This is a genomic window from Neobacillus vireti, assembly GCF_036962345.1.
Lineage (GTDB): Bacteria > Bacillota > Bacilli > Bacillales > Cytobacillaceae > Neobacillus > Neobacillus vireti_A.
This window is the reverse complement of the sequence record NZ_JBALNB010000011.1, coordinates 40,662-53,474: the sequence shown is the minus strand read 5'-3', so window position 1 is coordinate 53,474 and position 12,813 is coordinate 40,662. Positions and strand designations below refer to the sequence as shown.

Below are 12,813 nucleotides of genomic sequence, written 5' to 3'. Positions count from 1 at the left end.
ACCCCTCCTTTCTTTTACACGTATCGCTCCAGCCTCTTTTCTAGCGCTTGTTGGACTATTGACAGGAAAAAACAGATGACCCAATAAATGAGGGCAGCTTCAGAATAAACTAATAAGAATTCATAATTGCTCGCAGCAATTTCTTGGGCTTTTCGAAACATTTCGGTTACCAACACAAGAGAAGCAAGAGACGTATCTTTTACGAGACTGATAAATGAATTCGATAACGGTGGAACGGAAACGCGAGCTGCTTGGGGCAGGATAATTCTTTTTAACACCTGAGTATAACTCATTCCAATCGAATAACCCGCTTCCCACTGTCCCTTTGGAGTGGATAGGATGGCAGCCCGGATAATTTCAGAAGCATACGCACCGACACTTAAGGAAAAACCGATTACAGCTGAAATATAGGAATTGATGATAATACCAACGGTTGGCAATCCATAAAAAATGATAAATAACTGTACCAACAAAGGGGTTCCCCGTATCACCGAAACATAAATCCGTGCAATGAGTTGAAAAATCTTCACGTGGGAAATCCGGGCTAAGGCAGTAAGTATCGCTAGGATTATCCCAATGATAAAAGTAATGATCGTTAATGGTATCGTATAAAAAATAGCCCCTTTCAGAAGGGGCTGAAAGGAACTTTGAGCAATATCAATTAATCGGGCTGTTCTCTCTGGGTCAGCAAAAATACTATTTAAGTACATCTTCACCAAACCATTTCTCCGAGATTTTTGTGTATGTGCCGTCCGCAATCATTTCCGATAGAGCCTTATTCACTTCATCTACGAGGGTTCCACTATCTTTCCTAAACATTAAACCGCTGACAGAAGCTTCTTCACTTGTATCAACAATTTTAATCGGTGCGTCAGGCTTTTGCTTTGAATAATCTAAAACCGTAATCCGATCATTGATCGTGACATCAACACGTTTAGAAGCAAGCAGTTCGACCGATTGAGTAAACCCTTCGACACCTACAAGATTTGCACCATATTTTTTTGCCATTTCTCCATAGTTACTTGTTAATGACTGTGCAGAATTTAACCCTTTAATGTCCTCAAATGCCTTGACCTCATTATTATCCTTATGAGTAATCAGAACAGCGGCAGAAGTGATGTAGGGATCAGAAAAATCGTACTTTTCCTGACGGTCAGGGCGAATTCCGACCTGGTTGGCAATCATATCAAAGCGCTTTGAATCAAGTCCTGCAAAGATCGCATCCCATTGTGTTTCCTTAAACTCAGGTTTTACCCCTAAACGTTTTGCAACTTCTGTGGCAATCTCAACATCGAATCCAGTTAGATTCCCACTTTGATCATGAAACGTAAAAGGTGCGTATGTACCTTCAGTTCCAATACGTAACTTTCCATCATCTTTAATCTTAGCGAATAAATCTTGATCTTCTTTCTTTTCAGCTGTCTTATTGCCCTCTTTTTTCTTTTCTTCCGCTTTCTCTTCTTTTCCACATGCCGACAAAATTAAGATAAAACTTAGTAAGAGCACAATAAATACGGGAAATTTCTTCATTAAGATTACCTCCAGGTTTCTAGATTTATGGTCCTGATAATATTATCCTTCCCAATCTTTTCAACTAAAATGTAAAACACCTGCCAGATGTCCGGCAGGTGTTTTAACTAAATTATTAGGCAGATACTAATTCTTTTTTTGACTGATCTTTTGTACGTGTTTTCATCAGCGGCCTAGAGAATAAGATTCCGCTTGATAAAAGGACTATTCCTAAAATAAAGGTCTTTATATCTGATGTCCCGGAAATAATTACCCAAACGGAGTAAATGGTGGCTGCGCATGCAATAGCACCATCGATGATTCTAGACTTTGCATGGTGGTAAGACTCACCCTTTACAACTAATTTTAGTTGATACATAGACGCAATAAAATAGGGTACTAAATATGCCAAAGTTGCAATCGCTATAATAAAATCAAAGGCTCCGGAAATGGACTTTGAAACCGTGGAAAAAATAAAGATTTGCGCGATTCCATTTGTTAATACGAGTGAAAATATTGGTAATCCCTTTTTGTTTTCTTTTAAGAAGGCCGGCAGGAATAGTCCCTGCTTTGCAGCTTGATAGGGTACTTCAGCACTGAGCATAATCCAGCCGATCGATGAACCAAATAAGCTGATTAAGCCTATAGCTGCTAATACTTTTCCACCTGCTGGACCCCAAACTGTCTGAATGGCATCTATTAAAGGCTTTTCAGAAGAGATAAGCGAATTTTGATCCAACATCCCCATAACGAGGGTACTGATTCCAACATAAATACATAGAGCTATAAAAAGACCGACGATGGTTGCCCGCTTTACATCGATTTTTCTCTTGGCTCGTGAAGCAAAGACAACGGCTGACTCTACCCCAAGAAATGCCCATAATGTTATTAATGCCGCATTGTTTACCTGTGCCATCAGCCCGAATGCTTGACCTGACTCATCCACTCTCGTTTCAAGAAGCGGGAGAATATTTGTTTTTTCGAAAGCAAATAGACCCACAATGATAAATACTAGGAAACCTGCGACCTTTGCGGCTGTTGCTGCAAAATTTAATTTTCCGGCACTTTCTAAACCTCGTAAAATAATCAAGTGGGTTCCCCATAATAAAACAGTACAGACAATAAACGTTAACCCGTTACCAACTTTTAATGTATAGCTGCCAATTGTAAACCAATCGGCTTGACTCGTTAAAATAGGAAAAAAGGTAGATAAATACCCCGCAAATGTGGTAATGATCGCAACATTTCCGGCTACATTCCCAATCCAATAACCCCATGACGCCATAAAACCTGATAGAATCGAAGCTTTTGATCCTGTGTCAAACAATTCCTTCGCATAAATTTGTGGCCCGCCAGTTAAATTCGGCTTCCGAATGGCTAGGTTACCAAAAACAAGCGCAATCATTAAAACACCTAGACCTGTTAAAAGCCAAGCTAACAAAACTCCAGCAGGACTTGCTGCTTCAGCCAGTGTCCGTGGAAGCATAAATATTCCAGATCCGACCATATTTCCAACGACTAGTGCCGTTAAAACCCAAAAACCTAATTTATGTGAATTCGTCAAAGATGTAACCTCCAATCATCAAAAAAAAATAGTAAGGCAATCCATTAAGGTGATTACATTACTATCTTTGCATTTCTATTTTCTTCTGTCTTGAATTGTTTTGGATTGAACCTTTTAGGAAAGATTCCCGTCATGTCCATCGCCGTTCCTAGTATAACATCTCCGCCAAATTCGTCAACTGATGGATTAATGGAAATTAATAAGTGCTTATTCCGGCATATCATTTCAAAAGTGACGGACTCTTTAAATTTCTTTGTTAAATCGCAATAATCATTTATGGAGGCATCGTGTGCCGGAAGAATTTCCAAGATAGATTTTCCTACAATTTCTTCTTGGATAAATTCCATACCATTCAGCAATTCTCCCTCAATATTTGTACAAATAAATTGATTGCCTTGCTTCTTCAATCTAAAAAACAACCCCGGCTGGTCGGACGTTAATTTTTCTTGACTTGATCCTATCGAGTCAGTGTTGAGTTCGGTGAAGTAGAATCCTTTTAAGATAAAGTAAAAACCAAATACCTTATAAATATGTCCCAGAAAGTTATCAAGATCAAAAACACTTTGATAGATGGTAAAGATCAATTCAGTCAGCAGCAAAAACACAAATGCTAAGGCGAAATATAATTTGTCTTCCTTCTTATCAAGATAATACTGATATAAGGAAACCATCAGAGACACAAATAAAATAAAACTTACACCATACTCCAAACTATTTTTTAATAAAGTGGTGCCCTTCCCTTCGATCACAAGCAGCGGAAGTTTATTTTCATAAAAAATAATAATATATCCAATTGTACAAGTTAGCAGTATCCCTAAAGCAACGGAAAAGAATCGATAATCTTTCCTTAATGGCCGATCAGGAAGAAATAACAATGATAGCATTAATATCGATTGGATTACTCTTGCTGTAACCCAAAACCAGGTTGCTTTTTGGACCGAACTTGGGGTTATAAAAAAAGGCATTCCATTGTAAGAAAGAGTGTGGAGGATATCAATTACTCCTACTATAAAAAAGGTAAAAGCCAATAACAGAAGACGATTTGACTTAGATGTCCTAAACTTTTTTATTCCGTATAAGAATATCGTTACGGAAATAGCAATACAAATAATTTCTAAAAAGGAGTGGATACCAACGTAGCTAACGGGGCTATATATGTTATTAATCTGAAATAGGGAAACACGTACCATCATCAAAAGAAAAATGGCGCTAACCGTAGACAGAATAAACTTTGTTTCAGTTATGGACGATTTCATACCCTCACATCCTTTTTTTTCCTAAGTTTTATTTATTATTATAAAACGCTAAAAGGAAATAAATCGGAGTAAGATTTATCAGTTTTATGACAAATAGAAAAGCGGAAGCGCCCTCGGACCAAGCCAAAGTGCAGCTTGGTCCTGCGATGTTTATTCGAAGGAGCTTTCCTTAGTGGTCAGCGACGTATGGCCTCCTTGTAAAAGCTAACGCTTTTCCTTCGTTCGAAGCACACGCTGACGAAGCGTTCCTTGTGGAGCGCTCCAACTGAGATAAAGGAAACACGAAGAGCCGGAGGCGCATTCGTGCTTGACTTATCGTAGGTAGGTAAAAATCCTGAAGGGATTTTTACTCGCGGAGAGCGAAGGACACTAGCCGCTAGGGTGCTCATCAGAAAAGCTAACGCTTTTCTTTCGTGCGAGGTAACGCTTCCGAAGCTTACTCTTGTGGGGCTGGACAATAAAAAAGGAAGGAAAAGCTTCCCTCCTTTATTTCCACCAAGTGTCAAACATCGATGCTGGCATTTGGCGTTTATGTGCTGTAACCAAGAAACGCTGTTCAATTTTTTCTGCAACTTCTTGTGAAACTGTTTTCCCTTCTAAATAGTCATCGAGCTCATCATAAGAAATGCCTAATTCTGTTTCGTCCGCTTGACCGGGTTTGACATCCAAAAGGTCTGCTGTAGGGACCTTTAAATAGAGTCTTTCATCTGCGCCAAGTTCTTTTAATAAAGCTTTACCTTGCCGTTTTGTGAGTCCGGTTAATGGGACTACATCCGCACCGCCATCGCCATACTTTGTAAAAAACCCTGTAACAGCTTCTGCTGCATGATCTGTTCCAATGACGAGCAATCCTTCCATACCGCCAAATGCATATTGAGCGATCATCCTCATCCGCGCTTTTACATTTCCTTTATGATAATCGCTTAACGGTTTATTTTTTGAAACAGCATTATACTCGGATTGAACAGCATCGACAGCGGGTTTAATATTAAAACTAAACTCTTGGTCGGCTTGAATGAAGTCTAAAGCAAGCTGGGCATCTGCCTCATCCTGTTGCACACCATATGGGAGCCGTACCGCTATAAATAATGCCTCATGACCTTCCGCTCTCATCTCTTCAACTGCGAGCTGAGCTAGGCGGCCAGCAAGTGTTGAATCTTGCCCGCCGCTAATCCCAAGAACGTAACCTTTTGCTTTGGTTTTTAATAAGTAATTTTTTAGGAAGTTAATTCGATCTTTTATTTCTGCCTTAGGGTCTATTTCAGATTTTACATGCAGTGTTTGTTGAATTTCATTTTGCATTGCTTGCTTTGAACCTCCATTCTATGTATTCATATTAGTAATTTAACATACTTGAATCATATTGGCTTAAATTCGGGATTCTTTTTATTTCTCCAAAATGAGTATAGAATACGATAAGAGCAAAAAATAAATTCATCTTTACTGTAATCGGAGGATACTTATGGATTCAAAAACATGCAATGAAACGAGAGTTGTAAGAACGAGTAGAATTTTCCCAAATGATGTAAACAACCATAACACTTTATTCGGTGGTAAATTAATGAGCGATATGGACATGCTTGCCTCCATTTCAGCAGCTCGCCTTTCAAGGAGAGAATGTGTAACCGCCTCTACGGACTCTGTTGACTTTCTAAGCCCTATTACCCCGGATGACTCCGTCTGCTTCGAATCCTTTGTTACCTGGACAGGAACAAGTTCAATAGAAGTTTTTGTAAAAGTAATTGCTGAAAACCTCATCACAGGTACTCGTAAAATCGCTGCAACTGCGTTTTTAACCTTTGTTGCTTTAGATGAAAAAGGAAAGCCTACTAAAGTTCCAGCCATCATCCCCGAAACAGAGGAAGAAAAAAAGCTTTACGAAACTGGAAAAATAAGAGCAGAAAAACGCAAAGAACACCGAAAGAACAGCAAAGAATTAGCTAATTACTTTACAACAAAAAAACCTTGGGAATAAAGGCAGACTGCTAAGCAGCCTGCTTTTATTTGTTGGTCACTTCTTTCGGCTCACCTGGTTTCCATGTTTCGATTCCATCTTCCTCATCAAATTCAATCGTTACGTCTACAACACCTTTTTCGGCCATGATTTTTTCCTGCAGGCGGTCCTTAATATCATCTGCTTCTGCAACCGTTAGGCTTGGATCAATCTCAATTTCCAACTCCACATGCAGATCTTCTCCTTCTTTTATTACAGCCAGGTCTTGAATATCTGTTACATCAGGGTCAGCAATGACTAATTTGCCGATTTTTTCTTCCATTTCCTCATCTGCTATACCTAAAACACCCGCTGCATTATCCAAAAAGACCCTGCCGACAACAAAAAACATCATTAACCCGATCAGAATAGAGGCAGCACCCTCGACCCAAAGGATTCCAGAATAATGAGAAATGACAACAGCGATTATTGCCAGCAAGCCGCCGCTTGTAGCCACTGAATCTTCCATAAATACAAGCTTTGTTGCTGGCTTTGCTCTTCCTAAATTGGCAAAACTTTTGAATATAACACTAAGTCCTTGTGCTTCTGCTCCGACTTCGTGCAAAACTTCCTTCATTGCTTTATAAAGAACATACATCTCAAGAATGAGAGCAAAGGCAAGAACCCCTATATTGATTAAAAATCCTTCAGATTTGGTCGGGTGAAGAATATGATGATAGCCTTCTTGAATTGTTTCAAATGCCATGATACCAACAATCAATACAGCTCCTAATAAAACTAAGTTCACTAATCGGCCAAATCCATTGGGAAAACGGTTTGTTGGAGACTTTTTACTTAAGGCAGAACCAACAAAAACAAAAAACTGGTTAGCCGCGTCACCAAGGCTATGCATGGTTTCGGCAAACATGGCGACATTCCCGGTAAACATATAAGCAGTACCTTTTGCGATCGCAATAATCGTATTGACAATGGCTGCAATCATAGCCGATTTATTACCTTTTCTTAACAAACGAAATAGTTCTCCCATTCTACTCCTTCTTTCTATCAGCATTTTTCGTTATCTTTACTATCTTCTAAAAGGGTAAATTTCATGAAGATAGTCTGGGATTAATTACTCAATCGTAATAAGTAAAATTTTCCTTAACGATAGAAAGGCTGGTAAAATTGGCTTTAGGAACGGTTATTGGAGCTGAGGAGGAATGAGAATGTACTTAAATGAAATAATGAGTAAGCTTGAGGAACTTGGATCGGAACAAATAAAAAAAATCTATCAAAACCATGGTGTAAAGGAACCTTTTTTTGGAGTGAAAATCGGCGACTTAAAAAAACTCGTTAAATATGTAAAAAAGGATCATGAACTTGCGTTAGCACTATACAATACCGGAAACCATGATGCCATGTATTTAGCAGGTCTATCCGTAAATCCAAAATTAATGACAAAAGAAACACTACAGGACTGGGCAAATAAAGCCTATTGGTATATGCCTGCAGAATACACAGTGGCAGGGGTTGCTGCAGAAAGTGATTATGCACTAGAGCTGGCACAGGAATGGATGGAATCAGAAAATGAAATGATCGCGGTTTGCGGCTGGAATACATATACAAACTATATTTCAATTACTCCAGACGAAAAGTTGGATCTAGAGGAAATTCGTGAACGATTACAGCAGGTAGAAACAACAATTCATGAGGAACGAAATCGTGTCCGTTATGCGATGAATACCTTTGTGATCGGTGCTGGAGCCTACGTAAAGGAGTTACATGAAGAGGCACTCAAAGTGGCTGAAAACATGGGCAAGGTTCATGTTGATGTTGGAAACACAGCTTGTAAAGTACCATTAGCCACACAATATATAGATAAAATGATTCAAAAGGATAAGATTGGCGTGAAGAAAAAAACCGCCATTTGCTAGTAGAAAACCCCCATTACTGGGGGCTTTTAGTTTTATACGTTTTTCAATACTAGATACAACCGATTATTTCTTGCATTTCTTTCTTCTTCAGATACTAAATCATATTTTTTTAATAAATGAAACACTTCATTTAATAGATCCTGCGTATGTTCTTTTGTAAAGAATTGTTCAAATAAGAAATTCATATCTTCTGGAAGAAACTCTAGTTGGGATTCATATTTCGTTCGAACATCTTCTTGTGAATGATCCAATTTGCATTCGCTCATCTCTGGTCTTCCTCCCTTTGCTTAATTGATAGTATAAGTCAACCATACACAAACCCATTCCAAAAAAGAATGGGTTCCTTTTATTATACCTTTTGATGATCGGTTACTTCTAATACATCCAAAATGAATACAAATACAGGAATACCAACAATTAATCCCCAAACTCCAAAAAAGTGTTCAGAGAAGATCAATACTAAGAAAGTATAGAAAACAGGTAAATTGGTTTTAGATGACATGAGATTTGGATTTAAAATGTATGCTTCGATAGCATGAATAATCATGATTGCGATAAATACATACAATACAGTCATAATGCCGCCAATACTATACCCGATTATAGCAAGTGGAATAAGGGAAATAATGACTCCGGCAACAGGAATTAGACCTAAGAAAAAGATCATAATGGATAGTCCACCTAGTTGTGGAAATCCGAAAATCCATAGGGCGATTGTAGTAAGGATACAGTTAACAACCGCAATAATTAGTTGTGCTTCAATTACTTTCCCAAATGTTCCCACAAATTTTAATGAAAAAAATTCAATTTCCGCATATATTGAAGCGATTTTACTCTTTTTAAATTTACTTGTAAATTCAATTAAACGAGGCTTTTCTAATAAGAAGAATAAGCTCATTAAAAGAGCGATAAGTATTTGTAAGCTAAATGTACTAATATCACTGAAATAGGAAATGACAAAGGTAAAACCTCTCTCCAAATAACTTGAAATCTGAATTTCCTCAAGGCGGCTGACCAAATAATTTAAGATCAGATTGTCATGCTCTCGAGTATAGAACGAAGTTATTTGCTTAATTAATGCAGTAATTTCACCAATAATCATTGGAAGGTATTTAACCAGCCCGTAGGATAGAAGACCTACAATGGTGGAATATGAAGCAATAACAAGTATCTTTCGGTTAATAGGTATTTTTCTGTTTAAGAAGATGACCAATCGATCCATTAAAAAAGTAAAAATGAACGTAAATAAAATCAAATTAATCATATCTTTTAGGCCATACAGAACCAATGCTAGTAAAACAAAGATTGCTATCCTCTTAAAACCGCTGCTTTGAAATAGTTTATTTATCATATTTTTTTACCAAACCCCATTATTTGTCTTCTGACTATGTAATATTTTTATTATAACAAATAAGCTCCAGAATGTTACTTTTTAGTCTGAATCTTTTTAAAAAGATTCATTCATTTGTCATAGAAAATTGATAAAGAAATTTCTGAAGGCTAGACAGGCAAAAAATCCTATTCCTTCTCATACATATTCAAAGAGTGTGAAATTTACAAGCTTAACGAGATTATCGAAATGGAGGGGATTGTTTTTGCCTGGAAGTCAAAGAGCACTATTATATATTTTGTCCTTTATTATACCCGTTGTCGGAATTATTTTAGGGATTGTTTGGATGAACGACCAAGATATCGAAAAGAAAACCGTTGGAAAAACATGTTTAATTGTCAGTATTGTTTCGATTGTTCTTAGTTGCATTTGCTGGTTTGCTGCTTCTGCACTATCCATTATCCCGGCATTTATGACCTATTAATCAGAGTGAACCCAATTCTCATTTTGGATTGGGTTCCAATTAAATAGGGGTGATTTGATTGCTGCATGAAATTTTTCATTTTTTTGGGAGAGCAATTTGTCATCAATTGGAGGAACGTTCACTCCTGGTTTCTGGCGGACCCCTTGCTGTCTGTGCTAGGGATACTGGCATTTACATTGGTGTTTTTTCTACCTTTATTTATTTACATTTCACCAAACGGAGTCAAAGCATTACGATACCTTCAATAAAATTAAGCTTTTTACTTTTATTAATGCTTGTTCCATTAATTTTAGATGGACTTGGTTCCTATTCTAACCTCTTTGAATCGAATAACTTACGGCGTTTGGTCACCGGCATTTCCTTTGGTTTGGTATTGCCTTATTTTATCTATCCACTGCTCTCGAAAAGATCCCTTCTGCATGGAAGTAAATCAGTAATAAGTAACAGGATGGATTTTTTGGCTCCATTGCTGGTAAGTGTTTTAATAGGTGGACTCTTTTATTTGGGACAACCATCTCATTACGTTCTTGATAGTTTTATAACCTTTTCAATTATCGGTTGGTTTAGTTTAATAGCTTCGTTTCTATTTCAGTTTATTCAAAGTGAACGAATAAAGTCTGTACTTTCCATTACAGCCAGTTTGACCTTTCTTACATTTCTTTCGTTTGCACATAAATGGATATTGTATTTGAGTTCCATTTCCATAGAATAACATTCATATTTCCGTCAAATTTAGGGGGTGAATTCCATTGACAATGATTCTCATTATCTATAGAATGACCCTATAGACAGCTTCGGAAATGGGGGATCATCCATATGTTTAACATGCTATTTGGGTTAAAGGATATTCATACCGTTATTGCAAATCAGCGGAAAATTGGCGGTGCTGCCGAGGCAGACTCTATCCGTCTTACTTCAGGTGAGACCTACCTAAACCCAGTGTTTACAAATGTTGATTTCTCAAAAGGTCAGTATGTTTCTATTGGATTTATTGATGAAGAAGGACAAAACATCATTGCTCATGTTGATCAAATTGCAGTTATTAAAGGGCTGGAACATAAATTAATCTGCCAGTTAAAGAACACTTATATTCAACGAATGCTTGTCCATGATACACTACAATATTTACAAAAGCTTTGTGAAGTGAATTCTGGATTCGTGACGAAAACTTTTAAAAAGGAAGCATTAAGGCTCGTTCAGGATATCAGTGTGAATGAATTGCAAAAGCACAATATTTCACTTCCATTCCCAGTTGAAGACAAAATCATCAAGTTAGCATGATAAAGACGAGGTACCTTTCGCAGTAAAGGGTTCCGTTTTGGTGCTTTCTTATTAAAGGCGTATGAATTGTCATATGCCTTTTTTTCTTTATTTATCAAGCTTTCTACGAAATTCCGAGACGTTCAATAGACGGAGAGATTCCGCCTATTTACTCTCGAAAAATCGAATATAGGGGTTTTTTCTTTCCATAAGCGGAAAAAATCCCCTTATTTCCCCCGAAACGAGCTCATTCTGCATTTAACCGGAAAATCTCCGTTTATTTTACTTTTGCTTGTTACTCGATTAAGGACAAGACATCTAATTAAAAGAGAGTCACACTATTTCAGCCTGACATGCCAAACGATATCCATTTGGAATCTCATTCTTCAGCTTTTTCTGCTCCAGCTCGTTAGGCACGGATATCCCCTTACCTTTTATGACTTTGACAGTACACTGACCGCATGTTCCTTTACGGCACTTATATTGAATAGGCTTACCTTGATTAAGGGCAGCGTCCAATAGCTTTCCTTTTACAGGGGTTATTTCAATCTTACTGCCGTTTTGCTCCACGACGATTTCTACTGTCTCAGTTTTTTTGCTTTCGGGCGGTACTGGTGATGGAGGTTTTACCATCAGCTTTCCTGGTATAAGAGAGCCTACTGTAAATACGCGGCTATTCATTAGTCCCCCATAGATTCCAATGTGCAAATAGCAGAAGGGCGTTTAATTCGTAGAACAATTGTTTCATACACACGGAATGGATGGTTCATCCCTTCAACACCCAAGTAAGCTGAATCAAAGTCCTCAGAAATAGCCAGGTCTAGATTATTTTTACCTGTATTAACCAGTACTCCCGATTTCCCCTTTAAAACAGGTGATTGGAACACCCCATCTGTAACCAATTCCCGAATATGTTCGATTTCTAATACATTTGTATCACGATGAACTCGGTGAACGAGTGAATACAGCTGCGGCGAAAGTACAAGGGCAAATGGTCCATTGTGATTCATCTCGAGAAGCTTATTTCTTGCGTCAACAATATCTTGAAATGCATTTCCAGATTCATACCATTCCCCTATTAAATGTGTTAAACGGCCAGGAACATTCATTAACCCAGGGATGTCAAATTCTCTCGTTCCATGGAATATCATTTGATCTTCTAGGATTGCTACATCTCGGGCTGCATTGGCTGCTGCAGAAAAATCAATCGGGATATCTAATACTTTGGCTTGATCTAAGTCACGCCAATATAATACGAAGTCTTTATAAAGCAATGGAATGGTGTAGTTCACCCTTTTACTTGTCTCGATATCCGTATCAAAGGAGCCCTGAAAATCCATTTTCGCTTCTAAGTTGTCTGAAAAAATATCATTAAAAATACTTTGTACGCCTCTCCCTAAAGGGCCGTATAATTCAATAAAACGGCGCCCTACCAATTGCCTTCTCGCTGCTTCGATAACCGTTTGATCCAATTGAGAAAATTCTTGATTTGATAACGGGGCATCCGGGTATAATTGTATTTTGTTCATTTGATTATCCTCTC

Annotated in this window: 15 protein-coding genes; 5 read left to right on the top strand and 10 right to left on the bottom strand. The window is 37.8% G+C overall.

Annotated elements, in window-relative coordinates; genetic code table 11:
- Positions 1–14: 14 nt before the first annotated feature.
- The 5 genes from V7108_RS13835 to nadE form a co-directional block, all read right to left on the bottom strand.
- The gene (locus V7108_RS13835) at positions 15–710 is read right to left on the bottom strand and encodes an amino acid ABC transporter permease (protein WP_335512259.1); all 696 of its coding nucleotides are present in this window, start codon (positions 708–710) and stop codon (positions 15–17) included.
- A complete protein-coding gene (locus V7108_RS13830; RefSeq protein ID WP_335512245.1) occupies positions 697–1,530 on the bottom strand; it encodes an amino acid ABC transporter substrate-binding protein in 834 nt (277 codons plus the stop codon). Before V7108_RS13830 ends, V7108_RS13835 begins: the two co-directional genes overlap by 14 nt.
- A 115-nt stretch (positions 1,531–1,645) precedes the next feature.
- Entirely contained in the window at positions 1,646–3,073 is a 1,428-nt protein-coding gene (locus V7108_RS13825; RefSeq protein WP_335512246.1) for an amino acid permease, read from the bottom strand.
- 53 nt (positions 3,074–3,126) lie between these two features.
- Positions 3,127–4,329, bottom strand: a complete 1,203-nt coding sequence (locus tag V7108_RS13820; protein WP_335568546.1) for an MASE3 domain-containing protein — start codon at positions 4,327–4,329, stop codon at positions 3,127–3,129.
- Between the two features lie 486 nt (positions 4,330–4,815).
- Complete coding sequence (gene nadE, locus V7108_RS13815) at positions 4,816–5,631, bottom strand: ammonia-dependent NAD(+) synthetase (protein WP_335512248.1); 816 nt, start codon at positions 5,629–5,631, stop codon at positions 4,816–4,818.
- 160 nt (positions 5,632–5,791) lie between these two features.
- Here nadE and V7108_RS13810 point away from each other — a divergent pair, with 160 nt between their 5' ends.
- On the top strand, positions 5,792–6,304 hold the full coding sequence (locus V7108_RS13810) for an acyl-CoA thioesterase (RefSeq protein ID WP_335512249.1): 513 nt from the start codon (positions 5,792–5,794) through the stop codon (positions 6,302–6,304).
- Positions 6,305–6,329: 25 nt separating this feature from the next.
- Here the strand turns inward: V7108_RS13810 and V7108_RS13805 are convergent, their stop codons facing one another.
- On the bottom strand, positions 6,330–7,310 hold the full coding sequence (locus V7108_RS13805) for a cation diffusion facilitator family transporter (RefSeq protein WP_335512250.1): 981 nt from the start codon (positions 7,308–7,310) through the stop codon (positions 6,330–6,332).
- A 178-nt stretch (positions 7,311–7,488) separates the two neighbouring features.
- Here V7108_RS13805 and V7108_RS13800 point away from each other — a divergent pair, with 178 nt between their 5' ends.
- Positions 7,489–8,196, top strand: coding sequence for a DNA alkylation repair protein (locus tag V7108_RS13800; protein WP_335568545.1), 708 nt, complete (start codon positions 7,489–7,491; stop codon positions 8,194–8,196).
- 32 nt (positions 8,197–8,228) lie between these two features.
- Here V7108_RS13800 and V7108_RS13795 read toward each other — a convergent pair whose 3' ends face one another.
- Together V7108_RS13795 and V7108_RS13790 are read right to left on the bottom strand one after the other, a co-directional pair.
- Positions 8,229–8,462 (bottom strand): hypothetical protein, encoded by a 234-nt coding sequence (locus V7108_RS13795; RefSeq protein WP_335568544.1) that lies wholly within the window; start codon positions 8,460–8,462, stop codon positions 8,229–8,231.
- An 83-nt stretch (positions 8,463–8,545) separates the two neighbouring features.
- Complete coding sequence (locus tag V7108_RS13790) at positions 8,546–9,547, bottom strand: AI-2E family transporter (RefSeq protein WP_335512251.1); 1,002 nt, start codon at positions 9,545–9,547, stop codon at positions 8,546–8,548.
- Between the two features lie 244 nt (positions 9,548–9,791).
- Here V7108_RS13790 and V7108_RS13785 point away from each other — a divergent pair, with 244 nt between their 5' ends.
- The 3 genes from V7108_RS13785 to V7108_RS13775 all read left to right on the top strand — a co-directional run bounded on the left by V7108_RS13785 (position 9,792) and on the right by V7108_RS13775 (position 11,291).
- Positions 9,792–10,010: a hypothetical protein gene (locus tag V7108_RS13785; protein ID WP_335512252.1), complete on the top strand. Its 219-nt coding sequence runs from the start codon at positions 9,792–9,794 to the stop codon at positions 10,008–10,010.
- A 58-nt stretch (positions 10,011–10,068) separates the two neighbouring features.
- Positions 10,069–10,722 (top strand): DUF2085 domain-containing protein, encoded by a 654-nt coding sequence (locus tag V7108_RS13780; protein WP_335512253.1) that lies wholly within the window; start codon positions 10,069–10,071, stop codon positions 10,720–10,722.
- Positions 10,723–10,826: 104 nt separating this feature from the next.
- Positions 10,827–11,291 (top strand): hypothetical protein, encoded by a 465-nt coding sequence (locus tag V7108_RS13775; protein WP_335512254.1) that lies wholly within the window; start codon positions 10,827–10,829, stop codon positions 11,289–11,291.
- A 312-nt stretch (positions 11,292–11,603) separates the two neighbouring features.
- Here V7108_RS13775 and V7108_RS13770 read toward each other — a convergent pair whose 3' ends face one another.
- Both V7108_RS13770 and V7108_RS13765 read right to left on the bottom strand, forming a co-directional pair.
- The gene (locus V7108_RS13770) at positions 11,604–11,951 is read right to left on the bottom strand and encodes a 2Fe-2S iron-sulfur cluster-binding protein (protein WP_335512255.1); all 348 of its coding nucleotides are present in this window, start codon (positions 11,949–11,951) and stop codon (positions 11,604–11,606) included.
- Positions 11,951–12,799, bottom strand: a complete 849-nt coding sequence (locus tag V7108_RS13765) for a family 1 encapsulin nanocompartment shell protein (RefSeq protein ID WP_335512256.1) — start codon at positions 12,797–12,799, stop codon at positions 11,951–11,953. The genes V7108_RS13770 and V7108_RS13765 overlap by 1 nt, the downstream gene beginning before the upstream one ends.
- Between the last annotated feature and the right edge of the window lie 14 nt (positions 12,800–12,813).